This is a genomic window from Arthrobacter sp. FW305-BF8 (genome assembly GCF_021789315.1).
GTDB lineage: Bacteria > Actinomycetota > Actinomycetes > Actinomycetales > Micrococcaceae > Arthrobacter.
On the sequence record NZ_CP084561.1, the window covers coordinates 3,612,252 to 3,637,297 of the forward strand.

Annotated in this window: 19 protein-coding genes and 1 tRNA gene; 8 read left to right on the plus strand and 12 right to left on the minus strand. The window is 65.8% G+C overall.

Going from position 1 to position 25,046, the window contains the following annotated elements:
• Positions 1-28: 28 nt before the first annotated feature.
• Entirely contained in the window at positions 29-1,225 is a 1,197-nt protein-coding gene (locus tag LFT45_RS16345; protein WP_442863567.1) for an IS30 family transposase, read from the minus strand.
• 75 nt (positions 1,226-1,300) lie between these two features.
• Positions 1,301-2,974, minus strand: a complete 1,674-nt coding sequence (locus tag LFT45_RS16350; RefSeq protein WP_236804633.1) for an AMP-binding protein — start codon at positions 2,972-2,974, stop codon at positions 1,301-1,303.
• Positions 2,975-3,008: 34 nt separating this feature from the next.
• Between LFT45_RS16350 and LFT45_RS16355 the strand changes: the two genes are divergently transcribed.
• Complete coding sequence (locus tag LFT45_RS16355; protein ID WP_111905119.1) at positions 3,009-3,287, plus strand: putative quinol monooxygenase; 279 nt, start codon at positions 3,009-3,011, stop codon at positions 3,285-3,287.
• A 119-nt stretch (positions 3,288-3,406) separates the two neighbouring features.
• Here LFT45_RS16355 and LFT45_RS16360 read toward each other — a convergent pair whose 3' ends face one another.
• The gene (locus LFT45_RS16360) at positions 3,407-3,856 is read right to left on the minus strand and encodes a thioredoxin family protein (protein ID WP_236804634.1); all 450 of its coding nucleotides are present in this window, start codon (positions 3,854-3,856) and stop codon (positions 3,407-3,409) included.
• A 406-nt stretch (positions 3,857-4,262) separates the two neighbouring features.
• Here LFT45_RS16360 and LFT45_RS16365 point away from each other — a divergent pair, with 406 nt between their 5' ends.
• Entirely contained in the window at positions 4,263-5,351 is a 1,089-nt protein-coding gene (locus LFT45_RS16365; RefSeq protein ID WP_236804635.1) for a LysM peptidoglycan-binding domain-containing protein, read from the plus strand.
• A gap of 246 nt (positions 5,352-5,597) precedes the next feature.
• On the plus strand, positions 5,598-6,776 hold the full coding sequence (locus LFT45_RS16370) for an IS481 family transposase (protein WP_236804357.1): 1,179 nt from the start codon (positions 5,598-5,600) through the stop codon (positions 6,774-6,776).
• Positions 6,777-6,837: 61 nt separating this feature from the next.
• Here the strand turns inward: LFT45_RS16370 and LFT45_RS16375 are convergent.
• Positions 6,838-6,919: transfer RNA gene (locus tag LFT45_RS16375), tRNA-Tyr, on the minus strand.
• A gap of 115 nt (positions 6,920-7,034) precedes the next feature.
• A complete protein-coding gene (locus LFT45_RS16380) occupies positions 7,035-7,289 on the minus strand; it encodes a hypothetical protein (protein ID WP_102973875.1) in 255 nt (84 codons plus the stop codon).
• Positions 7,290-7,487: 198 nt separating this feature from the next.
• Here LFT45_RS16380 and LFT45_RS16385 point away from each other — a divergent pair, with 198 nt between their 5' ends.
• A complete protein-coding gene (locus LFT45_RS16385) occupies positions 7,488-7,979 on the plus strand; it encodes a YajQ family cyclic di-GMP-binding protein (protein ID WP_102973874.1) in 492 nt (163 codons plus the stop codon).
• A 98-nt stretch (positions 7,980-8,077) separates the two neighbouring features.
• Positions 8,078-8,533: a GNAT family N-acetyltransferase gene (locus LFT45_RS16390; protein WP_236804636.1), complete on the plus strand. Its 456-nt coding sequence runs from the start codon at positions 8,078-8,080 to the stop codon at positions 8,531-8,533.
• Between the two features lie 26 nt (positions 8,534-8,559).
• Here the strand turns inward: LFT45_RS16390 and htpX are convergent, their stop codons facing one another.
• Positions 8,560-9,429: a zinc metalloprotease HtpX gene (gene htpX / locus LFT45_RS16395; RefSeq protein WP_236804637.1), complete on the minus strand. Its 870-nt coding sequence runs from the start codon at positions 9,427-9,429 to the stop codon at positions 8,560-8,562.
• Between the two features lie 39 nt (positions 9,430-9,468).
• Positions 9,469-10,740 carry an MFS transporter gene (locus LFT45_RS16400; RefSeq protein WP_236804638.1) on the minus strand — a complete coding sequence of 424 codons (1,272 nt, stop codon included), beginning with the start codon at positions 10,738-10,740 and terminating at the stop codon, positions 9,469-9,471.
• Positions 10,741-10,816: 76 nt separating this feature from the next.
• Between LFT45_RS16400 and LFT45_RS16405 the strand changes: the two genes are divergently transcribed.
• The 3 genes from LFT45_RS16405 (at position 10,817) to LFT45_RS16415 (ending at position 13,694) form a co-directional block, all read left to right on the plus strand.
• Positions 10,817-11,311: a Fur family transcriptional regulator gene (locus LFT45_RS16405; protein WP_236804639.1), complete on the plus strand. Its 495-nt coding sequence runs from the start codon at positions 10,817-10,819 to the stop codon at positions 11,309-11,311.
• Between the two features lie 30 nt (positions 11,312-11,341).
• Positions 11,342-12,841 carry a catalase gene (locus tag LFT45_RS16410; RefSeq protein WP_236804640.1) on the plus strand — a complete coding sequence of 500 codons (1,500 nt, stop codon included), beginning with the start codon at positions 11,342-11,344 and terminating at the stop codon, positions 12,839-12,841.
• Between the two features lie 217 nt (positions 12,842-13,058).
• Positions 13,059-13,694: a DUF2461 domain-containing protein gene (locus LFT45_RS16415; protein WP_236804641.1), complete on the plus strand. Its 636-nt coding sequence runs from the start codon at positions 13,059-13,061 to the stop codon at positions 13,692-13,694.
• Positions 13,695-13,749: 55 nt separating this feature from the next.
• Here the strand turns inward: LFT45_RS16415 and LFT45_RS16420 are convergent, their stop codons facing one another.
• The 5 genes from LFT45_RS16420 to LFT45_RS16440 all read right to left on the minus strand — a co-directional run bounded on the left by LFT45_RS16420 (position 13,750) and on the right by LFT45_RS16440 (position 25,005).
• Positions 13,750-15,297 (minus strand): amino acid permease, encoded by a 1,548-nt coding sequence (locus LFT45_RS16420; RefSeq protein ID WP_236804642.1) that lies wholly within the window; start codon positions 15,295-15,297, stop codon positions 13,750-13,752.
• A 248-nt stretch (positions 15,298-15,545) separates the two neighbouring features.
• The gene (locus LFT45_RS16425; protein WP_236804643.1) at positions 15,546-21,146 is read right to left on the minus strand and encodes a peroxidase family protein; all 5,601 of its coding nucleotides are present in this window, start codon (positions 21,144-21,146) and stop codon (positions 15,546-15,548) included.
• Between the two features lie 321 nt (positions 21,147-21,467).
• The gene (locus LFT45_RS16430; RefSeq protein ID WP_442863568.1) at positions 21,468-21,872 is read right to left on the minus strand and encodes a DUF779 domain-containing protein; all 405 of its coding nucleotides are present in this window, start codon (positions 21,870-21,872) and stop codon (positions 21,468-21,470) included.
• A gap of 13 nt (positions 21,873-21,885) precedes the next feature.
• Positions 21,886-23,409, minus strand: coding sequence for an acetaldehyde dehydrogenase ExaC (exaC, locus tag LFT45_RS16435; RefSeq protein ID WP_236804644.1), 1,524 nt, complete (start codon positions 23,407-23,409; stop codon positions 21,886-21,888).
• 222 nt (positions 23,410-23,631) lie between these two features.
• Positions 23,632-25,005, minus strand: a complete 1,374-nt coding sequence (locus LFT45_RS16440) for a GAF domain-containing protein (RefSeq protein WP_236804645.1) — start codon at positions 25,003-25,005, stop codon at positions 23,632-23,634.
• Between the last annotated feature and the right edge of the window lie 41 nt (positions 25,006-25,046).

Consider the following 25,046-nt stretch of genomic DNA (forward strand, 5'->3'; position numbering starts at 1 on the left):
GATTCCAGCGGTCGTTGCAACACGCGTCCTAAGCTGCTGATTCTTCCAGAATTTGCTCGAGGGCTTGTGCGGGGGTTTTCCAGCCGAGTGTTTTGCGTAGGCGGCCGTTGAGCCCGGCGGCGGCGTAGTCGAGGTCCTCACGCGTGACGGTGGTCAGGTCCATCCCTTTGGGGAAGTACTGGCGCAAGAGCCCGTTGGTGTTCTCGTTCGTGCCGCGCTGCCAGGGCGAGTGAGGGTCGCAAAAGTACACATCCGCTCCGGTGGCGACCTTGACGCGGTCATGGATTCCGACCATCTCCGCGCCCTGGTCCCAGGTCAGGGACCGGCGCAAGTGGGCGGGCAGCATGGGCAGGGTTTCCTGGATGGCGGCCAGAACCTGCTCGCCGGTGTGGCCGTTGGGCAGGTGCAGGAGCATCACGAAGCGGCTGCTGCGTTCCACTAGCGTTCCGATCGCCCCGGTGCCGGGGGTGCCGATGACCAGGTCGCCCTCCCAGTGTCCGGGAACGGCCCGATCATCGGCCTCCGCCGGGCGCTCACTGATCAGCAGCTCCTTCGGGACCCGTGGCTTCCGCATCCCGGCCCGCCGGTTTGGTTGGCGCACCGCACGCCCGGTCCGCAGGGCCGCGGAGAGCTCGGCTCTCAGCCCTCCGCGGCCCTGGATGTAAATGCACTGATAGATCGTCTCCGGGCTGATGCGCATGCTCTCATCATCAGGGAAATCGATCCGCAGCCGGACACTGATCTGCTCCGGAGACAACCGCTCACGGGCCGTCAGCATCCCGGCAACGTAGAGCGCCAGGGCCTCGTTGGATGCCAGCTTCCGGGCCTTGGGCCGCCGTGCCAGCTTCTGGGCCCGGTTCTGGGCCGCGGACGCCAGGTAGGGGCGGTGGCCCCCGTTGCGGACGTTCCGGGCCAGCTCCCGGCTAATGGTGGACGGGCTCCGGCCCAGACGACGGCCGATCTCGCGCGCACTGCACCCTTCCGCGCGCCACACAGCGATCAACTCACGCTCATCAAAGGACAGGTACCGCCCACACGGGGGCGCAATCGAAGGATCCACCCCACCATGCTGACGGACGATCCCTCGCGCCGCCGTAGCGGAAAGCCCGGCAACCTCCGCGGCCACCTCATCGGACAACCCGGAAGACCTCGCCTCCCAGAACACCCGCACAACCTCACGCAACACCTCAGGCCGACCAAAACGTCCCACAACACCACCAATCACTCAGGTGTTGCAACGACACCTAGAACCTGCCACCCTCTATTGGGCGCTAAGTGACCCCGCGTTGGTTGAGTTGGCTCAGAGGCCCAGCCGGGCGACGGCTTCCTCGCGCATCTCCACCTTGCGGACCTTCCCGGACACCGTCATGGGGAAGCTCTCGCGCACATCGACGTAGCGGGGCACCTTGTAGTGCGCCAGCTTGCCGCGGCAGAACTCAGCGACCGCGGCCGCATCCAGCGGTTCGGCGCCGGGTTTGAGGATGATGCAGGCCATGAGCTCCTCGCCGTACCTGACGTCGGGCACCCCGATCACCTGCACGTCCTGGATGGACGGATGCGTATAGAGGTACTCCTCGATCTCCCGCGGGTAGATGTTTTCGCCGCCGCGGATCACCATGTCCTTCATCCGGCCTTCGATCACCACGTACCCGCCGTCGTCCATGCGGGCCAGGTCGCCGGTGTGCATCCAGCCGTCGGCGTCGATGGCCTCCGCTGTCTTGTCGGGCTGGTTCCAGTACCCCTGCATGACGGCGTAGCCCCGGGTGCACAGCTCACCGATTTCGCCGCGCTCCAGAACTTCCCCAGCCGGGTCAACGATCTTGCTTTCCAGCCGGGGCATGGTCCGCCCTACAGTTTCCGTCCGCTGCTGCAGTGTGTCGCCGGTGCGGGTCATGGTGGACACCGGCGACGTCTCGGTCATGCCGTAGCAGATGGCCACGTCCAACATGTTCATCTCGGAAATCACGCGGTTCATCACCTCGATGGGGCACAGCGAACCGGCCATCACCCCGGTGCGGAGGGTGGAGAGGTCGTACGAGGCGAAGTCGGGCAGCGCGAGTTCGGCGATGAACATGGTGGGAACCCCGTACAGGGAAGTACCGCCGAAATCCTGCACGGCCTCCAGCGCGGCGGCCGGGGTGAACCCGCGTCCCGGAATGATGGTGGCGGCGCCGTGGCTCAGCGCGTTCAGGTTGCCGATCACCATCCCGAAGCAGTGGTAGAACGGCACCGGAATCACCACGCGGTCGTGCTCGGTGTACTTGAGCAGTTCGCCGATGGAATACCCGTTGTTGAGGATGTTGTGGTGGGTCAGCGTGGCGCCCTTGGGGAAGCCCGTGGTTCCGGAGGTGTACTGCAGGTTGATCGGGTCGTGCGGATCCAGGTCCGCCATGCGGGCTCTCAGCTCTGACTGCCCGACGGCGTCCGCCCGCTTGAGCAGCTCGGCGTACGTGAGCTCCTGCTCACCCAGGGGGACGCCGGCGTCGAGCCCTTCCAATTCAAAGTCCGGCAGGAACACGAGCTCTTGGAGGTCCGGGCATCCGGCGAGCGCCTGGCGCGCCATCCCCACGTAGTCGCTGTTCCGGTCCGACGGCGCCGTGACCAGCATCCGCATGCCGTTCTGCTTTACCACGAACTCCAGTTCGTGGCTGCGGTAGGAAGGATTCACGTTGACCAGGACCGCCCCGATCTTCGCGGTCGCGTACTGCAGGATGGTCCATTCCGCGCAGTTCGGGCTCCAGATGCCGATTCGCTCCCCCTTCGCGACGCCAAGGGCGAGGAGCGCGCGGGCCAGCCGGTCGACGTCGTCATTCAGTTTGGTGTAGCTCCAGCGGCGGGCGTCCGCGCCCGGCACTGCGGCAGCCTCGATCAGCGCGTCGCGCAGGGGGAACTGCGCCACCACGCGCTCAAAGTTCTCGCCGATGGTTTCCTCGAGCAGGGGGACGTCCGCGTCCCCGGCGGTGTAAGCGCGCATGATGGCACGCTATCAAGCCGGTATTGTGAAATCCATGAGTGCACCCATCGACCTGCAGGCCACGTTTATCCCCAACGACGGCGAGTTCTTCCGCGTGAAGCTCGCCCTGGAAATCGCCATTGACGAGGTAGTCAACGAACCTGGCTGCATCCGCTACGAGCTCACCGAGGCGACGGAGGAGAAGCTGGTCCTGACCGAGCGGTGGGAATCGGAAGAGGCCCTCGACGCGCACTCCAAGGGCATTGCCCTGCAGGACCTGAACGAATCCCTCAGCGCCCTCCTGGCCGAACCTGCCCAGGTGGAACGACTCTAGTCCTTCTTTAGAACAGCAGCCCTCCGCAACATAGCGACGCGGGGTCACTCTGCGCCCAATGAACCGAGTCTATTGGGCGCAGAGTGACCCCGCGTTGCTGTTGCTTTTTAAGCGAGGGTTTAGAAGTCGGGGATCTGCGAGCCGTCCTGAGGCCCGGCGCTCTTGCCGGCGCTCTTGCCGGCGCTGTTGCCCGCGGCCGCAGCCGCCTCGGCCTGGGAGCGGGCCACATGGGCGTGGACTTCCTCCATGTCGAGCGCCTTGACCGCGTCAATGACCTGCTCGAGCTGCGGGGCACCCAGCGCACCCGGCTGTGAGAAGACCAGCACCTTCTCGCGGAATGCCATCAGCGTGGGGATCGAGGAAATGCCCGCCTCCGCTGCCAGCTGCTGCTCGGCCTCAGTGTCCACTTTCGCGAAAACGACGTCCGGGTGCTTTTCCGAAACCGCGGAGTACGTGGGGGCGAACTGGCGGCACGGGCCACACCATTCAGCCCAGAAGTCCACCAGGACAATGTCGTTGCCCTCGATGGTCGATGCGAACTGTTCACCTGTGATGTCAACGGTAGCCATGGTTCAACCGTACGCGAGCCGTGTCCGTAAGTCCCGCGGCCCGGCAGCTTGTTCGCTCCCCGCGTCACCGGGAATATTCTGCGCCCGCTGTGTGCCCCCCCCCGGCAGGCGTGGGCTGCCGGGCGTACGGGCAACGACGGATACTGCGGAAAAACCTGCGGGAAACAAGTGCCCGCTCCCGGAAAAACAGGTATTCCCTACTCGTGCAGTGCCTGTGTGGTGGTTCCATACTCGAATCAGGCTGGGGCCGGCACGTTAGCGAGCAGCGTGCACCACTCATGAATAGCGGTCATGCGCCCCATATGCCGTGCTTCCGCCCCCGTGGGCCCCAGCGCCTCCTGTGTCTGCGCGTCACCGTCCGCCGCGCACCCGGACACCCGCCTGCGCACGAAGCAAAAGGTCCGCCATGAACCAGCAGGAGACGCCAGATCCCCAGAGCACCCCTGGCCACGAGAACGATCCGCAGCGCCTGCCGTCGGGACCCACGAGCTTCGTCAGGCCCGCCCCGGGGCGGCATGGACCACTGGCCCGCAGGCCCGGCGCGCGGGTGCTGCTCATCTCGGCAGCGGTGGCCGCTGCCCTGCTGGCGGCGTCGGCGGGCGTCAACGCGCTGGTGGCGTCCGACGCCGGTAGCCCGGCTGCCGCCGTCGGCCAACCGGCCGCCGTCGAACAGTCGCCCGCCTCCGCTCAGTCGGCAGCAGAAGCCGCGGCACCTGCCGCTAACACGCCGACCGCCGCTGCGCCTGCTGTGGCGCCAGCCGTCAAGGCGCCCGCCGTGGCACCGGTTGCCAAGGCACCGGCGAAAGTACCCGTCAAGGCGGCGGTCAAGGCACCAGTGGCTGCCAAGGCGCCGGCACCGAAACCGGCAACGGCACCAAGAACGGCAACGGTCCGCAAGGTTGCGCCGGCCCCTGCGCCCAAGCCCACCACGTACCGGGTGGTTGCCGGTGACACTGTCAGTTCCATTGCGGCACGCTTCGGTGTCAGCGCCGGGGGTGTGCTGGCAGCCAACGGCCTCGCACCCAGCTCCGTGATTTTTCCTGGCCAGACGCTCAAGCTCACCGGACCCGCGGTGGCCGTACCGGCGCCGGTCCCGGCACCTGCCCCGGCGGCACCTGCGCCCGCACCTGCCCCAGCGCCCGCACCTGCCCCGGCACCGGCTCCGGCGGTGCGGACCATCTATGTGGCTGGGGCCGGCGGCCAGGCGATGGTGGATAGCTGCATCGGTCCCATCCATTTCACGCCCACTGACGGATACTCGCTCTTCATCACCGAGCACGACTTCTGCGGCGGCTGGGCGCGGTTCTCCGGAATCAGCGTCGGTGAACGCGTCGACATCCCGGGCTACGGCTCCTACACGGTCTCGGCCCGGAGCCAGGTACCCAACCCCGGCACCACCAACGACGTCGCTGCGGTGTTCGGCGGGTTCCCACGGGCAGTCCTCCAGACGTGCATTCCGGGCACCACCCAGATGCTCGTCATCGCCCTAAACTGATTGGTGACCGGAACGCGGCCCTGGTTATTCGTGGCCCGGTACCCGGGCGCTCCCCAGCCCCGATCCGAGAACCGGAAAGCAAAAGACCTCCGGAACCAATAGGTTCCGGAGGTCTTTTCCAAGGTGGCAGATGAGGTGTGTAGTTTCACGACATAGTTCTCACATGAGTCGGGACATTGTTCCCAGCTGACGCTTCGCCGGTGAGTCGGGACATAGTTCATACCCGGTACAGGCTGAGCATGATTCATGTCGAAGCAAAAAGTCATCGTCCTCGCCGTCCGGAACCAAGGGCTGAGCGTCGCTGACGCAGCCCGCCGATATGGTGTCAGCCGCCGCTGGGTGCACGAGCTCCTGCGGCGTGAAGCAACAGGAGGCATCGCGGCCGTCGAACCCCGATCAAAACGGCCTCTCAGCAATCCCCGCCGCACTGACGACGTAGTCACAGCACGTATCCTGGCCCTGCGCCAGGAACTGCAGACAGCCGGACTCGACGCCGGTCCAGTCACGATCGCCTGGCACCTCGAACGCGAAAACCTCCCCGCGCCCTCAACGTCCACGATCCGCCGGATCCTCCACGCGGCCCACCTGATCACTCCCGAGCCAAAGAAACGCCCGAGGACCTCCCTGCACCGTTTCGAAGCGCACCAGCCCAACGAGACCTGGCAGTCCGACTTCACCCACTGGCCCCTGGCCGACGGGACCGACACAGAGATCTTGAACTTCCTCGATGACCATTCCCGCTACCTGCTCGCATGCACCGCCTACCGGCCCGTCACCGTCATCGCCGTGGTGACCACGTTCCTCACAGCTGCCGCCGAATACGGCCTTCCGGCCTCGACCCTGACAGACAACGGCATGGTCTACACGACCCGGCTCGCCGGCGGCAAAGGAGGCCGGAACGCTTTTGAACACCAACTCCACACGCTGGGCATCACGCAGAAGAACGGCTCCCCAAGCCACCCGCAGACCCAGGGCAAAATCGAACGGTTCCACCAGACGCTGAAGAAATGGCTTGACGGACAGCCGCGCGCCCACACCCTCGAGGACCTCAACGAACAGCTCGGCAAATTCCGGCACATCTACAACCATGAACGCCCGCACCGCGCCCTGGACCGACGCACGCCGGCCACCGCCTACACCGCCACCCCCAAAGCAGAACCCGTAGGAGCGAGGCAAGGGGACCACTGGCGCCAGCGCATCGACCGCGTGGACCGGTTCGGGAAACTAACCCTCCGCCACGCAGGACGCCTGCACCACATCGGCATCGGCCGCGCCCACGCCGGGAAACACATCCTGATGCTCATCCACGACACCGACGTCATCATCAGCGACACCGCCACCGCCACCGGAGAGATCATCCGGGAACTCACCATCGACCCCGACCGGGATTACCAATCCAGACAAAGAAAAACACCCCGGTCCTAAGACCGGGGTGTTACCGATGACTCGACTCATCCGTGAAGGATGTCCCGACTCACCACAAAGGTGGCAGATGAGGGATTCGAACCCCCGTAGGCGTTGCCAGCTGATTTACAGTCAGCCCCCTTTGGCCGCTCGGGTAATCTGCCGAACTTCAAAAGAAGATCACCACGGTTTTGTTTCCATCACCGCGGCAAGACAACCTTACAGAACTTCTGCCGAAGAATGAAATCGGGGACCTACAGGCCAAAAAGCCGGAGAAAATCAGGCTTCGCCGAGAATCCGGCCGGCGAGCTTTGCCTCGAACCGCAGCGCCTGCTCCTCGGTGATCTGGTTGAGCTGCACCGCCCGCTGAAGATCCGCCTGCACTCCCTCCAGCCGGGTTGAGGCGTCGGCGACGGGGCTGAGGATAATGGATGCGGCCACGGCAGCGGCGGCCACGGACGAGGCCGCGGTGGCGATGGTTCCGGCGGCTGCGGCCGTGGACCGGGTGACGTAGCGGACGGCCTTATGGGACATTGCTTTCCTTCCGAGCGGCTTCCAACTGCTACAACTCTGGGCGCCGAAACTTCGTTCCCGCCATGACTTGGCTATGAGTGAACTGTGAATGCCCCCACCTTCACTTCCCCGCCATCCGTACTACGCTGGAAGCCAGCTATCAGCACCCTGCCCGGAGCCTCACAGCCCGGGCGACGCAGGCACCAGCAAAGGAGAGTCATGGCAGGCGAGTCCACATTCGACGTCGTAAGCAAGGTAGACAAGCAGGAGGTGGCCAACGCGCTGAACCAGGCGCAGAAGGAACTCGCCCAGCGGTACGACTTCAAGGGCGTCGGCGCCGAGGTCGATTTCAGCGGCGAGAAGATCCTGATGAAGGCGAACTCCGAGGAGCGCGTCCTGGCCGTGCTGGACGTGCTGCAGTCCAAGCTCATCCGCCGCGGCATCTCGCTTAAGTCGCTGGACACCGGCGAACCGTACGCGTCCGGCAAGGAATACCGGCTGGAGTCCTCCATCAAGGAAGGCATCGCGCAGGACCTCGCCAAGAAGATCAACAAGCTCATCCGCGACGAGGCCCCGAAGTCCGTCAAGTCCCAGATCCAGGGCGACGAGCTCCGCGTCACCTCCAAGTCCCGCGACGACCTCCAGGCCACCATGGCCCTCCTGAAGGACTTCGATGAGGCCGACCTTCAGTTCGTGAACTTCCGGAGCTAGACCCCCAGCGGTTTTACGACACGCAAATGGACTGGCGACACGGGAATGCAGGTGTCGCCAGTCCATTTGCGCATCCCGAGCCGAAAGACAGGAAAGCCGTGAATTACTCCGTGACGCCCGAGCCGTGGGACGCCGAGGACGGGGTCAGGCTCCGCAGCATGCAGCGGGCCGAACTCGATGCCCGCTACGGCAGCGACGACCACGAGCCGGGATCCGCGCCCAGTGCCGAGGACATCACCGTGTTCCTGGTGGCCCGGAGCCGCGAAGGAACGGCCGTTGCCTGTGGCGCCCTGCGCCGGCTGGACGCCCGGTCCGCGGAAATCAAGAGGATGTTCGTGCTGCCCGGCTACCGCGGAAGTGGCGCAGCCACGGCGGTCCTGCGAAGCCTGGAGGCCGAGGCCGCCCGCCTGGGCCTCACCGAGCTCAAGCTGGAGACCGGCACAGCCCAGCCCGATGCCATCCGTTTCTATGAGCGTGAGGGCTACCGCCTGATCGACAACTTCGGGCCGTACGCGGGCGAGCCGCTGTCCGTCTGTTACGCCCGCCCGCTCTGAAGCAACGGGAAGTACGACGGCGGCGCTCAGCTGAGCGGCCGGCCCGCCATCCGCTCCAGGCGGCTGATGCGGTCCTGCATCGGTGGGTGCGTCGCGAAGAGCTTGCTGAGCCCGCCGCCGCGGAACGGGTTGGCGATCATCAGGTGCGAGGCGTTGACCAGCCTCTGGTCCTGCGGCAGCGGCGCGGCCTGGACGCCCTGGTGGATCTCGCGCAGGGCGGAGGCGAGCGCCAGCGGGTCGCCGGTGAGCTGCGAACCGTCCTCGTCGGCGTCGTACTCCCTGGTCCGGGAGATGGCCACCTGGATCAGGGAGGCTGCCAGCGGTGCCAACAGCGCCATCGCGATGAGGGCCAGCGGGTTCGAATTGCGCCGGTCCCCGCCGCCAAAGAACAGCAGCATCTGCCCCACCGAGGTGATGACGCCGGCCACCGCCGCCGCCACGGACGACGTCAGGATGTCGCGGTTGTAGACGTGCATGAGCTCGTGCCCGAGGACGCCGCGCAGTTCCCTCGGGGTGAGGAGCTGCAGGATCCCCTCCGTGCAGCAGACCGCGGCGTTTTGCGGGTTGCGCCCGGTGGCGAAGGCGTTGGGCGCCATGGTGGGCGAGACGTAAATCCGCGGCATCGGCTGGCTCGCGCGGGCGGAGAGCTCACGGACCATCTGGTACAGCTGCGGCGCCTGGGCTTCGGAGACGGGGTACGCCTGCATGGAGCGGAGCGCGATCTTGTCGCTGTTCCAGTAGCCGTAGGCCGTGGTCCCCAGGCCGATCAGCGCCATGATCAGGATCGGGGCCGAGCTGCGCGTATTGGCGGCAATCAGGGCACCCAAGCCCAGCAGGATCGCCCACAGCACGCCGAACAGCGCCGCCGTTTTCAGTCCGTTGTGGTGATTGTGCACATTTGCCTCCACAGCTCAGAAGTCGAACAGGCACCGCCGCTACGGAACGGGATTCCGCGCGTCGTACTCCAAAAAGCCGGATTGCCACCGCGCCACCATCCAGGCCACCACGATGCACAGGATGCCGCCGAGTAGCAGAACCCAGCCCTCAGTAAGAATTTTAGTGCCGCCGCCTGCGAGCATGTCGCCCAGCCGCGGCCCGCCGGCGACCACCACAATGAAGACCCCCTGCAGCCGGCCGCGCAGGTGGTCCGGGGTGGCAGCCTGCAGGATGGTGGTGCGGAACACGGCGCTCACCGAGTCGGCAATTCCCGCCAGGGCGCAGCAGATCGCCGCCGGAACCAGCCAGACGGTCACGCCGCCGGAACCGGACCGCCCGGCCAGCACCACCACGAGGCCGAACGCCGCAAACGAGGCGCCCCAGCCCATGACCGACCACACCACAGCACTCCCCTGCCGCCGGACTGCGCCGAGCGGGCCGGAAAAGAGGCCGGCGAGGAAGGCGCCCACCGCTACGGACGCCAGCAGGATGCCTACCGTCGTTTCCCCGCCGCCGATCATGAGCGCACCGATGGCCGGCAGCAGGGCGCGGGGCTGGGCCAGGATCATGGCGATGAGGTCGAGGATGAACGTCATCCGCAGGTTGGGCCGCGTGCCCAGGAACCGGAAGCCCTCCACCACGGACCGCATCCCGGCACGCCCTCCCTCTTTGCCAGGCGGCATGGGCGGAAGTTTCAGCAGGGCCCAGAAGGCGAAGACAAAGCTGACCACGTCCAGCGTGTAGGTCCACCCGAAGCCGACGCTGGCCACCAGGACCCCGGCGAGGAGTGGCCCAGCGGTCATGGACAGTCCGAATGTCACCATGTTCAGCGCGTTGGCTGCCGGCAGGAGCTCCTTCCGCAGCAGTGCGGGAATGATGGCACTGCGGGCAGGCTGGTTGATCGCCTGGGCGCCGCTTTGCACTGCCACGAGGGCGTAGAGGAGCCACACGTTGCCCACCTGCAGCCAGGCCTGGAGGGCGAGTCCGCCGGTGGTTAGCCACAGCACCGCGGACGACAGAAGCGCCACCGTCCGGCGGTCGTGGGAGTCGGCGATGGACCCGCCCAGCAGCCCGCCGACCACCAGCGGCACCAGGGCAAAGATGCTGAGCAGTCCCACATACAGACTGTCCTGGGTCAGCCGGTACACTTCGAGGCCAACCGCCACGAGGGTGAGCTGGCTGCCAACGTTCGATACTGCCGACCCCAGCCAAAGCCGCCGGAAATCGGGGCTCTCGCGCAGCGGCGTGATGTCAGCCAGAAGTTTTCCCACCCGGTAACTCTAGTCCCAGCAGAAACTTAGTCTCGCCTTATTGTGATCTAGTCAAAATAAGTGTTTCAATAGAGTCATGACCGATCACCCGGAAAGCCACGAAGCATGGGCCGCGGCCCTGCGCGCCCACGGCCGCCGGGTGACCAAGCAGCGGCTGGCGGTGCTGGCCGCCGTCGAACATCACCCGCACTCCCCGGCGGAAAATATCTTGGCGGCTGCCCGCGAGGAACTGCCGGAACTGACGGCGCAGTCCGTGTACGTGGTGCTGGGTGACCTGACGGATCTGCACATGCTGCGCCGGTTCGAACCTCCGCATTCCCCGGCGCTGTATGAGACGCGGGTGGGCGACAACCACCACCACGCGATCTGCATCAGCTGCGGCCGGGTGGAGGACGTCGACTGCGCTGTCGGCCATGCCCCGTGCCTGACCCCGCACTGGAACGAGGATTCCCACCCCATGACCATCCAGATTGCGGATGTCATGTACCAGGGGATCTGCGGAGAGTGCCAGCGGGCCCAAAAACTTCCTGCAAACGTAACTGACAAATCCTCGACAGCCGTCGAAAACTGACACTGTCGAAAACCAACTAATAGGAGAAAGATGACCTCGAACATCTCTGCGCCTGCCGTGTCCACCACGCAGTCGGGTGCCCCGGTGACGTCCGATGCACATTCCAAGGCTGTCGGCGCTGACGGCGCGATCATCCTCACGGACCACTACCTGGTGGAAAAGCTCGCCCAGTTTAACCGCGAGCGGGTTCCGGAGCGCGTAGTGCACGCCAAGGGCGGCGGCGCTTTCGGTACCTTCAAGGCCACCGAGGACATCTCCAAGTACACCAAGGCCGCGTTCCTGCAGCCGGGCGTCGAGACCGAGATGCTGATCCGTTTCTCCTCCGTCGCGGGCGAGAACGGCTCCCCCGACACCTGGCGTGACCCCCGCGGTTTCGCGGTGAAGTTCTACACGTCCGAGGGCAACTACGACCTGGTGGGCAACAACACCCCGGTGTTCTTCATCCGCGACGGCATCAAGTTCCCGGACTTCATCCACTCCCAGAAGCGCCTGCCCGGCTCGCACCTGCGCGACGCCGACATGCAGTGGGACTTCTGGACCCTCTCCCCCGAGTCCGCACACCAGGTTACCTGGCTGATGGGTGACCGCGGCCTGCCCGCGTCCTGGCGTGAAATGCAGGGCTACGGCTCGCACACCTACCAGTGGATCAACGCCGAGGGCGAGCGGTTCTGGGTCAAGTACCACTTCCACTCCAACCAGGGCGTGAAGAACATCACGGGCGAAGAAGCCGAGGCCCTCGCCGGCTCCGACGCGGACTTCTACATCCGCGACCTGCACGAGAACATCGAAGCCGGCAACCTCCCCGCCTGGGACCTGCACGTCCAGGTCATGCCGTACGAGGACGCCAAGACCTACCGTTTCAACCCGTTCGACCTGACCAAGGTCTGGCCGCACGCGGACTACCCGCTGATCAAGGTCGGCACCATGGAGCTGAACCGGAACCCGGAGAACTACTTCGCGCAGATCGAGCAGGCCACCTTCGCGCCGTCGAACTTCGTGCCCGGCATCGCCGCGTCCCCGGACAAGATGCTCCAGGCCCGGATCTTCTCCTACGCGGACGCACACCGCTACCGCGTGGGCACCAACCACGCCCAGATCCCGGTGAACCAGCCCAAGAGCCAGGTCAACAACTACAGCCAGGACGGCGCCGGACGCTTCCTGTTCAACGCTCCTTCGGTTCCGGTCTACGCACCGAACACGTTCGGCGGCCCCGCCGCCGTGGAGCCGCAGAGCCCGGCAGGCGGCTGGGAGAACGACGGCGAGCTGACGCACGCTGCGCACTCCCTGCACGCCGAGGACAGCGACTTCGTTCAGGCCGGCGCGCTGTACCGCGAGGTTTACAACGACGCCGAAAAGGCCCGCTTCCTGGACACCATCACCGGTGCCGTGGGCGGCGTGAAGAGCCCCGGTATCAAGGAACGCGCCATCCAGTACTGGACCAACGTTGACGCCGAGCTCGGCGCCAAGCTCCGCGCCAACCTCGGCGCAGCAGCCCTCTCCGATGCCGAAGCCGCCAACAAGATCGGCTAACAGCACCAGATAGCGACCGGAACCCCGCCGCGGCACAGTGACCCGTTCACAGCCGCGGCGGGGTTTCCTGCGTCCGGGGGTTCCCCGGGCAGGCCCTCCGTTACGCCGCGCCGCTGCCGCAGCCGAAGTGAGGCAGGTTGAGCCGGTCCCCGGGCATGTTTTCCACATGGGCAAGGTGCCCGTAGCCCAGGCGGGTCAGCTTACCTAGGCTTCATTCATGAGCACATTCGAGGGCATTCCCGCAGCAGCAGCGGAATTTTATGCTGAGCTGGAAGAGAACAACAGCCGGGAGTGGTGGCAGGCCCACTCGGAGCTGTACCGCGAGTCCGTGAAAGAGCCCCTTGCCGCACTGCTGGCCGCGCTCGAGCCCCGCTTCGGACCGTGGAAAATGTTCCGGCCCAACCGGGACGTCCGCTTCTCGCAGGATAAATCTCCGTACAAGACGGCCCAGGGCGCTTTCGCGTCGTACCAGGAAGGCGTGGGTTTCTACCTTCAGATCAGCGCGGACGGCCTGCTGCTCGGCGGCGGCTACCACTCACATTCTCCCGCGCAGCTGGTCCGATACCGGAACTCGGTGGACGCAGCAGGCAGCGGCGGCCAGCTGCAGCACATCGTGGACGCCGTCGCAGCAGCCGGCTTCGCTATTGAAGGCGAAAAGCTAAAGACGGTGCCACGGGGCTTCCCGAAAGACCACCCGCGCGCCGAGTTGCTCAAGCACAAGTCGCTGTCCGCGGGTGTTGCGCTGGGCGAGCCGAACTGGCTCAGGTCATCGGAAGCGGAACGGGAGATCGCCGCCCGGTGGGAACAGCTCCGTCCGCTGGTGGACTGGGTGGGACGGCACGCCGCCCCCTGACGGAATCAGGGGGCGGCGGACCCGAGGAACAGGGATGGCTCGGGCCGTGGTTGCGCTAAACCTTGCTCAGCTCGTCGTCATCCCGGTCGCCGAGGTCGCTTGTAGGGCCGTCCACAGCTGCCTTGGCGCCGGCGAACTTCTCGTTGAGGCGGGAGTGGCGCTGCCCGTACGCGAAGTAGATGGCAATGCCCAGCAGCAGCCAGATGCCGAAGAAGATCCAGGTCTCCACGGCGAGGTTGGTCATCAGGTACAGGCACAGCACCGCGGATACGACGGGAAGCACCTTGCCGAACGGGACCCGGAAGGCCGGCTTCAGGTCGGGGCGCTTCTTGCGCAGCACAAGGATGCCCAGGCTGACCATCACGAACGCGGACAGGGTGCCAATGTTGATCATTTCCTCGAGCAGGTCCACGTTGGTGAGTCCGGCAACCAGTGCAACGGCGGCGCCGCAGATGATCTGCAGGCGGACCGGCGTCGAGCGCTTTTCGCTGGTCTTGGATAGGGAGCGCGGCAGCAGGCCGTCGCGGCTCATGGCCAGCACCACGCGGGACAGGCCCATGAGCAGCACCATGATCACAGTGGTCAGGCCCACGAGCGAGCCGAAGGCGATCACCTTCGCGGCGTCGGTGTTGCCAACGGCCTCGAAGGCCGTGGTGAGTGTGGGGCTTTCCGCCTCGGCAAGCTGCGTGTAGGAGACCATGCCGGTCAGGGCGAGGGACACGAGGATGTACAGCAGCGTCACCAGGGCCAGCCCGCCGAAGATGCCGCGGGGCAGCGTCTTCTGAGGGTTCTTGACCTCTTCTGCGGAGGTGGCCACCACGTCGAAGCCAATGAAGGCGAAGAACACCAGCGCGGCGCCGGCGAAGATGCCCATGGTGCCGTACTGCGCGGGGGCAGCACCCGTGAGGAAGCCGAAGAACGACTGCTTGAGAACGTCGGCCGCACCAGCGTTGGCCGTAGGCTCAGAGGCCGGGACAAAGGGGGTGTAGTTGGAGAACTTCACGTAGCTGAACCCCACGATGATCACGAACACCACCACGGCGATCTTGATCAGCGTGAAGATATTGCCCACGCGGGCGGACAGCTTGGTTCCGAGCACCAGCAGCACGGTGAAAACGGCAACGATGAGGAAGGCGCCCCAGTACAGGTCAACGCCGCCGATCGAGATGGCAGGCGGCATTTCGACTCCCATGAGGGCGAAAACCTTGCTGAGGTAGATGCCCCAGTACTTGGCGATCACCGCAGCCGCCGTAAAGAGCTCGAGGATCAGGTTCCAGCCGATGATCCAGGCCAAAATCTCGCCCATGGTGGCGTAGGTGAAAACGTAGGCCGAGCCGGCCACCGGGATGGCGGTGGCAAATTCGGCGTAGCACATGATGGCCAGGGCACACGTGACGGCGGCGACCAGGAAGGAGATGGTGACGGCGGGGCCTGCGAAGTTCGCGGCGGCCTTGGCGCCCACGGAGAAGATGCCGGCGCCCACAGCAACAGCGACGCCCATGATCATGAGGTCCCACGTGCTCAGGGAGCGCTTCAGCTTGCGTCCGGGCTCATCGGCGTCGGCAATCGACTGCTCGATGGATTTGGTCCGGAAAAGGTTCATTGGAAGTCCACAGTCCTGATAGGGGATGGAAACAGACCTATCAAGGATAGTGTCCATCCAGTGGACGGCCACATTTGTCCCGAATACTGAGACGATCGGCACGCAAAACCACGCCCGACCTTCCTCCGCGCTGCGGCTGCGCGGTGTGGTGGAGGGCCGGGCGTGGGTCCTTGGAGCGCAACAGCGAAGTGGCTGCTGCTGTCGCAACCGCCGCCCGGTCCGGGGGACACGGGCGGCGGTTGACCGTTCTAGCTGATGCGGCTCATGAGGTTCCAGCCGCCGCCGGCCGAGACCCGCGTCGGGAAGACGCCGCTGCCGTTGCCGAAGTAGGACCAAAGCGTCCCGTTCGACTGTCGGGCCACCAGGTCGGACCTGCCGTCACCGTTGACATCGCCGGCGCCGGTGATGACGTTCATGCCGTTCCAGCCGGTGCCGACCCGGATGCGGTTCGGGAATGTTCCGGAGCCGTTGCCCAGGTAGGACCACAAGACACCGTTCGATTCCCTGGCCAGCAGGTCAGCCCTGCCGTCATCGTTCACGTCGCTGGTGGAGGTGATGGCGTTCATGATGTTCCAGCCGCCGCCGACCCGGATGCGGGTCGGGAAGGTCCCGGCGCCGCTGCCCCGGTAGGACCACAGCACGCCCGCGTTGTCACGGGCAACGAGGTCAGCACGGCCATCCCCGTTCAAGTCAGCGGAGGCGCTGATGGTGTTCATGCCGTTCCAGCCGCTGCCGACCCGAATGCGGGTCGGGAACGTTCCGGAGCCGTTGCCCAGGTAGGACCACAGCACGCCGTTCGACTCCCGCGCCAGCAGGTCGGACCTGCCGTCACCGTTCACGTCGCCGGAGGCGCTGATGATGTTCATGCCGTTCCAGCCGCCGCCGGCCCGGACGCGGGTCGGGAAGGTCCCGGACCCGTTGCCCAGGTAGGTCCACAGCACACCCGCGTTGTCCCGGGCGACGATGTCGGCGTTACCGTCACCGTTGAAGTCCCGGAGAGCGCTGGGGGAAGTGACCGGAAGAGCCGCTACCTGTACGGCCGCCGAGGTGGTCGATACCGACTCGTACCCGTCCTTGGCTCCGGTGACCGTGACGGTTACCGGCTGACCGGCATCTGCAGGCCTAACAGTGTAGGTGGACAGGGTAGCGCCGACTACGGCAACTCCGTTGCTGAACCACTGGAAGGACATTGTCACCGGCGCCGGCCCCCAGACTCCTGTAGCTGCCGTCAGGGTGCTGCCGGCTGCCGCGGTTCCCGTGATGGACGGAACAGCGGTGACGAGCACGGGGACTGCCGGGGTCACCATGTTGGACATTGCGGAGAAGGCGCTGGTGCCGATGGCGTTCTCCGCCTGCACCTGGAACCGGAACGCCTGACCATTGGCCAGACCTGTCACCACCAGGCTGGTGGCGTCGGCGTCGGCGGTGCGGAGTGCACCCACCTGCGCTCCTGCGGCATCGACGACCCGGACGTTGAAGCCCGTGACCGCCCCTGCCGCCGGGGTGAAGTTCACCGTTGCCTGGGTGTTGCCGGCGGTTGCCGCGCCAATGACGGGCGCTGCCGGAGCAACACTGTCGGAGAAGAGGAGGCGTTCGACGTTCCGCAGGGTGTCGGTGCCGTCGGTGCCGCCGTTGTGGACCACGGTGGTGACCGAGCCCGGCGAGCCGAGCTGGCCGTTGCCGCCGGTGGTGGTCACGGTGTAGTTGGCTTCGACGTCAGAGAACACGGCCGAGTCCGTTCCGCCAGTGCCCGTGAGGATCTCGCGGACCGCCACGATGTTGCCCGGGTTCACGGTTCCTGCGAAGACAGCCTCCTGGAGCGTCGGTCCCGTGAGGTTGCCGTTAGCGTCCTTCTGGTACCGGCTGGTCATCGCGCTCTGGCCCGGTGCGTCAGCAGCAGCACTGCCGATCTCGGTGGCCGGATCATTGGGGTTGGTGCGGACACTGAGCCGGACCGAGAGGTACCGGTCACCGTCAATGATGTCGTCAGCCCCGCGTCCCTCCAGGACGTCAGAGCCACCGCCGCCGAGGAGGATGTTGCCACCGCCCCAGACGTTCGAACCGGGAGTCAGGAGCGGGCAGTCCTTCGACGCCGATGCTCCAATGACCGTGTCCGCCGGGGTGCTGAGCGTCGGCACCAGATCGTCCAAGCCAGCAATGCGGTCAAGGCCCTCCTGGTTCAGCACGTTGCAGCCGATGAAGCCGCCACCGCCTACGCCACTGGGAACTACGTCGTCTCCGCGGATCTTGTCATCGAATTTCCAGCCTGAGGCCGCCTCAACTTCGTTGAACTTGTCACGGACATCAGCAGTAAGGATGTCAAGCGGAACAAGCGGCAGGTCAAGATCCAGGTTCTGCGGCTGGGGGTCCCCAAGGCCGATCTCCCAGTCGTAGCCGGACGCTCCAGCAACCTTTTCGATGCCGGGGCCGCCGAGGCCGATGTCGTCGCCGCCCTCCATGTCGTAGTCGTCGTCACCGCCCTGGCCGATCAGGATGTCGTGTCCGGGCTTCTGAGAGTCGTCCAGGAAGAACAGGTTGCCGCTGTCCCCCTGCATGAGGTCCGGCTGGTCGCCGCCTTCTTCCCAGTCATCGCCACTGTCGCCGAATGCGGCGTCAAGGCTTTGACCAAGCATGACGAAGTCGTCACCGGCTCCGGCGAAGGTCTCGTTGGCGTTGGCTCCGCCGTTAGTGAAGTCCTTGCCATCGCCGCCCATGACGATGTCCAGGCCGGGGCCGGCGTCGATCGCGTCATTGCCCGGGCCGCCCTTCGGGACGTCGTCACCGGCGAGGTCAGTGATGATGTCGTCACCGTCACCGCCGAGTGCGACGTCGGCGCCGTCACCACCTTCGATGATGTCATTGCCTTCGCCACCCCAGAAGGTGTCGCTGTCGTTGCCGCCGAAGATACGGTCCACGCCGGCGGTGCCGGTGTAGACGCTCTGTCCGTTGATACCGGAGGGATCAACTGTGTTTCTTGCACGGTACTTGATCGTGCCGTCGGGCATACGGATCAGCAGGTCTGGCTCACTGCATTCTGAATCCGGGTCATTCGCCACTGTGTTGCCGTCGGCAGCAAAGCCAGCAGGGGTGCCTGCCAGTTTCTTGAGGTCAAACTTGCAGTCCGAGGTGGCGAACACGTCGGCCTTCAGGCTGTGAACGTTGGTGTTGCGCATCATCATTTCGGCGAAGGAGTTGCCTTCCAGCTGCGCCCTCAGGTTCATGCCCGGGGTGCGCGCCAGGTAGTACAGGCGGTCGCCGTTCTGCAGGTCCGTCAACTGGTTCTCAAACACGTAGTTGAACGTGCTGCCCAGCAGGCCACCAAATACCACCGTCTGCTCCGCGAGGCCGCCCACCCAGAGGTCGACGTTGTCGAGGCCGGTCTTCGAGTTGACGCCGTCGTTGCTCCAGTTAAGACCCGTGCTGTTCATGAATTCCGCTGCATCAGCCGGAGCGACTTCCCCGGCGGCGGGGCTGACGATGAGCCGTGCGGCCTCCCGCTTGGCTGCCAGCGTCGTGGCGCCCGTGATGGACGGGTGCTGGCCGTACGCTGCGACGAAGTTCACCAGGGACTCCGGGTGCTTCAGGTTCTCTCCGAAGTCGACCCAGCTGATGTAGGGCTTGAGCTGGCTGTCATTCGTGGAGTTGAACAGCTCCCGCCGAAGGACGTTCAACCGCGGAATGCCTTCAGAACGTGCACGCGTCATGTTGATCGCGGCAAGGTCCAGGGGCAGGCCCAGCAGGTTGCTGCGGAGCGTGTCCGTCACGAACTCGTCCAGCTCGTTGCCTGCCTGGTCCGACATTCCCATGATGATGCTACCGGCAGCCTCTTCCGAGGTCAGCGGACCGGCAGTGCCGCCATTGGTGTACTCCGGCGGGTTAAGGAAGCCCTCGAGCAGCGAGATGTCGTTCTGGCTGCCTTTGGTGTCGTCGGACGTGCCGTATGCGGCGTCTGCGCCGGGCCCGTCCTCATTCCTGCGCGAGATTGTTTCCGTCAGCATGGAGTGGCCGAAGCGGTACACGGCGTGCGCGAACTCCGCCTTGACGGCGGGGTTGAGCTCGGTCTGCGTGAACGCAAACGGTTCAAAGGGGTTGATGGCAGGCTGGACCTTCCGGGCAAATTCCTCGAAGACCAGGTGCTGGTACTCCATCTCCGTGATGAACCGCGCCGCCTGGAAAAGCCGCTCACCGTTCCAGCCGTCGGCGCCGGCGGCCAGCTTCCACTCGGCCAGGGCCTTGACGCCGCTGGCAGATGTGTCGGTTGTCAGGACGTTTTCAATGTCGTCGACGAGCCTGTCGTGCTCTGAGTGGAAGATCTGATGGATCGCGGTCAGGCCGATGTTCTCATTGACACGGCCATCACCGGCGATGAAGTGTGCATTCAGCATCTCGTCGTCGTAGGTGCCGGGTGCCTGGCTGGCGAAGTCGGCCGAGGCCGTGGTGTCCGCATCCGGAGTTGGAGAAACCGGCGGGGTTACGGGGTTGTGATCGGCGTCCTGCGGGGACGGATCCGCGTTGTGCGCGATGTCCGTCAGGAACGGGGTGTCAAAGTACTTGACGTTCGCTGGCACCAGGGTGCCGGCGCCGCCGTTGTCGGCGCGGTTGGCTTCAACAAGTCCGGTTGCAGTCACGAACTGCGGCAGCCCGCGTGCCGGACCGGGAATGAATTTGCCGTAAGCGTCTGCGGCGATCATTGGAACGTTCAGGACGTCCTTGTCCCTCAACTGGATACCGAGAAGCGCCGCAGCCTGGGCCTTGGTGGTGGTCCAGGTTGCCATGCCGCCGGCGGTGGGGCCGTCAGGACCGCCGAGCAGCTTGCCAGTCGCAACCGGCTTGCCGTCGGCGTTGTTGACGTATTCCCGCAGGAAAACCTGGTGTGACGAGTGCGAGGTGTAGGTCTGGCTCTGGTCGACCCAGGGCGAGTCCGTGTTGTTCGCGTCCTGGACATCATCTGCGGTGCCCATGATTCCGTCCGTACCGGGCTGGTTCTGGCCGCGGGTCAGGACCATGAAGGCCTGGCTCGCCGGAACTTCGTCGCCCGTGTTTGCTTTGCGGTCGGGGCCAACGGTGCGCAGCGGGTCGTCGGCCTTCAGAGGCACGAAGACGGTGCCGCCGCCCTTGACCGTCTGGTCAACGCCGTGGTCGAAGAACTGGCCAAAGAGGGTGAACATCGAGTTGTAGGGCGGGGAGAGACCGACGTCAGTGGTCACGTTCTCGATGAACAGCGTGCTGTGGGACGGCACGCAGTCTGCGGGAACGCCGGCGACAGGCGGCGTGGCCAGGGGATCCGGGTCGCTGGTGCAGGGAACAACGCCTTCGTTGCCCTGCGTCCTGACCGGGTTGCCGGCCGCGGCCACCGCGGCCGGGTTGGTGGAGGTCTGGTCCACGATGAGGTTGCTGATCACCCGCGGCTCAGAGTCCACGACAGTCCCGGACTTCTGGCTGTACGACGAGGCGGCCGGGCCGCCGAAGGTCGTTGCGTTCTCTGCACCCTTAAACACCGGAGTGGTCAGGCGCGGGAACTTCTGATCAGCTGCTCCGAAGGTCTCCTGGCCGGGCTGCAGGTTGTTGCAGGACCCGTCGACCGTCCGCAGCCCGGCTGACACCAGGGGGCTCGGGATCTGGTTGGGGCCCGTGCCGACCAGCGCGCCACAGGGGCCGGTAGCCGAGGTCGTGTTGGCCACGTGGGCTTCGGCGATCTTGATCTGCTTCAGGATGTAGGAGAGGTCGGAAGCGGTGATGGTAAAGCCTTCCCCCACCGGCGCCTGGACCGCGTTTGCTGCAACCACGGGCAGCCCCATCGCTGCCGGCATGGCCAAGGTGGTGGCTGCCGCAATCAGGCGGAATGACATTGATTGCTTGCGTTTTTTGCTGCGTCGTTGACGCCGGTTTGTTGGTGGATCCACGGGGGCCCAGGATCGACTCTGATCCGGGTCCCCCTCTGACTTCAAGGCTGAGTTGTTCATGGCACACCTGCCGCTAGGAGGAATGTAACGGTGCCATCGTCCGGTGGAGTGCCCGTGAAAACCTTGGGGGTGTGGCTGGTCGGCCCGCTGAGCCACCCAAATTGGGGGTTCCCAATCGCGGTTTGAATATGCAAAGCCCGGACGAAGCCCCTTAGTTGGGGCCCCGTCCGGGCGTAACAATTTGGAGTTTTGCTGGGCAAAGCTTGTCTACACGGGCCAGTCCATGAGCGTGGAGCGGATCAAGAAGCGTTTGCCTTCCGGCGCCTCGACGGAAAACCCGCTCCCCCGGCCCTCCACCACATCCACCGTCAGGTGGGTGTGGCTCCAGTAGCCGAACTGTTCCCGGGACATCCAGAACTCCAGCGGCTGCCCGCCGTCGTCCGCGGAGAGATCAAACCGCCCCAGCAGCACGTCGGAATCCCCCGTGAGGAACTCGCCCGCCGGGTAGCACATGGGCGCCGAGCCGTCGCAGCAGCCGCCGGACTGGTGGAACATGAGCGGTCCGTGCTGCGCCCAGAGCTTCCGCAGCAGCCCCACCGCCTCGGCGGTGAGCGCCACCCGGGAGAAGTCCTCCCCGGGCAGCGTCACCGCGGCGTCCAGCCTCGTCGTCATCAGTTCGCCCGGTCTAGAAGAAGCCGAGCTTGTTTTCGCTGTAGCTGACCAGCAGGTTTTTGGTCTGCTGGTAGTGGTCCAACATCATGGCGTGGTTCTCGCGTCCGATGCCGGAGGACTTGTAGCCGCCGAACGCGGCACCGGCCGGGTAGGCGTGGTAGTTGTTGACCCAGACACGGCCGGCCTGGATTTCGCGGCCCGCCCGGTATGCGACGTTGCCGTTGCGGGACCAGACGCCGGCGCCGAGTCCGTAAAGGGTGTCGTTGGCGATGCCCATGGCGTCGTTGTAGTCGCTGAAACGGGTCACGGACACCACAGGGCCGAAGATTTCCTCCTGGAAGATGCGCATCCGGTTATGGCCCTCAAAAATCGTCGGCTGGACGTAGTAGCCGCCGGCCAGGTCCCCTTCGAGCTGGGCGCGGGCTCCACCGGTGAGTACCTTGGCACCCTCCTGCTTTCCGATGTCGATGTAGGAAAGAATCTTCTCCAGCTGGTCGTTCGAGGCCTGCGCTCCGATCTGGGTTTCGGTGTCCAGCGGGTTGCCCTGGATGATCTTCTCGGTCCGGGCCAGGGCGTCGGCCATGAAGGAGTCATAGATATCTTCCTGGACCAGGGCGCGGGACGGGCAGGTGCAGACTTCGCCCTGGTTGAAGGCGAACAATGCGAAGCCTTCCAGTGCCTTGTCGTAGAACGCATCGTTGGACTGGGCGACGTCGTTGAAGAAGATGTTCGGGCTCTTGCCGCCGAGTTCCAGCGTCACGGGGATCAGGTTGTTGGAGGCGTACTGGCTGATCAGGCGGCCGGTGGTTGTCTCGCCGGTAAAGGCGATCTTGCGGATCCGCGGGCTGGAGGCCAGCGGCTTCCCCGCCTCGACGCCGAAGCCGTTGACCACGTTGACCACGCCGGCCGGCAGCAGGTCGCTGATCAGTTCCATCAGCACCAGAATGGACGTCGGCGTCTGTTCCGCGGGCTTGAGGACGACGGCGTTGCCTGCCGCGAGCGCCGGGGCCAGCTTCCAGACGGCCATCAGGATGGGGAAGTTCCACGGGATGATCTGGCCGACGACGCCCAGCGGCTCGTGGAAGTGGTACGCGGTGGTGTCGTCGTCGAGCTGCGACAGCCGGCCCTCCTGGGCGCGCACGGCGGAGGCGAAGTAGCGGAAGTGGTCGGCGGCCAACGGGATGTCCGCGTTGAGGGTCTCGCGGATCGGCTTGCCGTTGTCCCAGGTTTCGGCGACGGCGAGCAGTTCGACGTTCTCGTCGATGCGGTCGGCGATCTTGTTCAGGATCGCCGCGCGCTCTGCAACGGAAGTCTTGCCCCAGGAAGGGGCCACCTTATGCGCGGCGTCGAGGGCGAGTTCGATGTCCTCGGCGGTGCCGCGGGCCACCTCGCAGAAGGGTTTGCCGGTCACCGGCGTGATGTTCTCGAAGTACTGGCCCTTCACGGGTGCAACCCACTCGCCACCGATCCAGTTCTCGTAGCGGTCCTGGAACGTGACCTTCGAACCTTCGGTGCCGGGCTGTGCGTAAACGGTCATTGCTAGCTCCTTTGCTGTGCAACACGGTGGCGATATGTCATGGGGATCGCCGATGCATCGAGCCTAGGAGCGGGCAGGTTGCAGCAAGGTTGCAACCCTGTCCCCACCTGCCCCCTAACCTCCCCACCCGCCCCCTAACCTCGCAAGCTCGGCCAGGAAACCCGGCAGTCGTGGGCCCAGCTCGGTCAGGGAACCCGGCAGGCGTGGGCCCAAGGTCGGACGTTAGCCGAGTTCGGCTTCCAGCCGCTCCAGATCGGCGACGACGGCGGCCCGCTTGGGTGAGCGCGGCGGCAGGAGCTTCAGGGCGGCGCGGCGGACGTCGACGTCGTCCGCCGCCTCCGGCAGTTCCGCATACGTGAGCAGCGACTCCGCGCTGCCGTCCGTCAGGACGGCCTCCCGCAGCAGCGCTGACACGCGGTTCCGGAGCTCGACGACGCCGGGCGCCTCCGACCGGGGCAGGACAGCGCCGCGGTAGATGTCGAGGGCGATCCGGTGGGCGCCGCGCTGCAGGCAGGTGAGCACCTGGCTGCTGTCCGGCAGGAGATCCAGCACCAGCCTGTACGGCCGCGATTCCGGCACCGCGGCGGGGTTTAGCTGCTGCAGGACCTTCCGGAGGCGCACCATCTCGGCCCGCAAGGTGATCGTGGACCCGTCCCCCGGATACAAAAGGACGCTCAGTTCCTCGGCACTGAGCCCGTCCGGACGGGCGCTGAGCAGGGCCAGGATCTCGCTGTGCCGGGCGGACAGCACCACGCTGCGGCCCTCGACGCTGAGCAGTGCCTGGTCTCGGCCCAGCAGCTGCAGGCTGTTGCGGTACAGGCTGCCTTCGCGCGCAGGACCGCCGCCTGCCCCGGCACCCGCGTGCCGCCGTCGTGCCTTAACGCGTTCCTGGGCGGCCGCGAGCTGCAGGCGTTCCACGCGCAACTGGGCCTGGGCGGCCGCCACGGTGGCCTCCACGAGGGAGAGCGTGTGCGGCGCGACGGCCGCCTCGGTGCCCGTGATGTCCACGACCCCCAGCAGCGCGCCGGAATCGGGGTCCTGGAACGGCACCGCCGTGCAGCTCCAGGGGTGGACTGAACGTTTGTAGTGCTCGGCGCCCGAAATCTGGATGCCGCGGCCCAGGGCGAGCGCCGTCCCGGGGGCGCTGGTCCCCACTGTCGCCTCCGACCAGTCGGCGCCGGGAACGAACATCATGCCCTCGGCCCGGCTGCGCGCGCCGGCATCGCCCTCCACCCAGAGAAGGCGACCCACTTCGTCGCCGACGGCAACCAGCAGGCCGCTGTCATGGCTGGGCCGGATGAGGAGCTTCTGGATGACGGGCATGATGGCGGCCAGGGGGTGTTGGCGGCGGTACTCGTCAAGCTCGTCCGCGGCGATGGCCAGCGGGGCTTCGGGGTGATCGGGGTTGGCCCGCAGCTTGGCCGACCGCTGCCAGGATTCACGGATGAGCCGGCGCAGCCCTGGGATTTCTTCGGCATCGGGGAACGCTTCGCTCGGCGCGTGGCTGTCCAGGAGTTCATGGCCGGCCAGGGCGCGGCGCTGCAGCAGCACCGGATCCTCCGTTCCGGGTGCCGCCAGCTGGATCAGGTTCTTCATCGAACTCCCACTCGCCCAAACGCTTGCCCGCGACAGTCTAG

What these genes read in the sequence shown, in the direction of transcription:
- LFT45_RS16350 (WP_236804633.1), bottom strand. Translation starts at nt 2,974, where the DNA reads ATGCGCGCTTACACCGCCGGGGACGCGGACGTCCCCCTGCTCGAGGAA.
- LFT45_RS16355 (WP_111905119.1), top strand. Translation starts at nt 3,009, where the DNA reads ATGAGTGCACCCATCGACCTGCAGGCCACGTTTATCCCCAACGACGGC.
- LFT45_RS16360 (WP_236804634.1), bottom strand. Translation starts at nt 3,856, where the DNA reads ATGGCTACCGTTGACATCACAGGTGAACAGTTCGCATCGACCATCGAG.
- LFT45_RS16365 (WP_236804635.1), top strand. Translation starts at nt 4,263, where the DNA reads ATGAACCAGCAGGAGACGCCAGATCCCCAGAGCACCCCTGGCCACGAG.
- LFT45_RS16370 (WP_236804357.1), top strand. Translation starts at nt 5,598, where the DNA reads ATGTCGAAGCAAAAAGTCATCGTCCTCGCCGTCCGGAACCAAGGGCTG.
- LFT45_RS16380 (WP_102973875.1), bottom strand. Translation starts at nt 7,289, where the DNA reads ATGTCCCATAAGGCCGTCCGCTACGTCACCCGGTCCACGGCCGCAGCC.
- LFT45_RS16385 (WP_102973874.1), top strand. Translation starts at nt 7,488, where the DNA reads ATGGCAGGCGAGTCCACATTCGACGTCGTAAGCAAGGTAGACAAGCAG.
- LFT45_RS16405 (WP_236804639.1), top strand. Translation starts at nt 10,817, where the DNA reads ATGACCGATCACCCGGAAAGCCACGAAGCATGGGCCGCGGCCCTGCGC.
- LFT45_RS16410 (WP_236804640.1), top strand. Translation starts at nt 11,342, where the DNA reads ATGACCTCGAACATCTCTGCGCCTGCCGTGTCCACCACGCAGTCGGGT.
- LFT45_RS16415 (WP_236804641.1), top strand. Translation starts at nt 13,059, where the DNA reads ATGAGCACATTCGAGGGCATTCCCGCAGCAGCAGCGGAATTTTATGCT.
- LFT45_RS16420 (WP_236804642.1), bottom strand. Translation starts at nt 15,297, where the DNA reads ATGAACCTTTTCCGGACCAAATCCATCGAGCAGTCGATTGCCGACGCC.
- LFT45_RS16425 (WP_236804643.1), bottom strand. Translation starts at nt 21,146, where the DNA reads ATGTCATTCCGCCTGATTGCGGCAGCCACCACCTTGGCCATGCCGGCA.
- LFT45_RS16430 (WP_442863568.1), bottom strand. Translation starts at nt 21,872, where the DNA reads ATGACGACGAGGCTGGACGCCGCGGTGACGCTGCCCGGGGAGGACTTC.
- exaC (WP_236804644.1), bottom strand. Translation starts at nt 23,409, where the DNA reads ATGACCGTTTACGCACAGCCCGGCACCGAAGGTTCGAAGGTCACGTTC.
- LFT45_RS16440 (WP_236804645.1), bottom strand. Translation starts at nt 25,005, where the DNA reads ATGAAGAACCTGATCCAGCTGGCGGCACCCGGAACGGAGGATCCGGTG.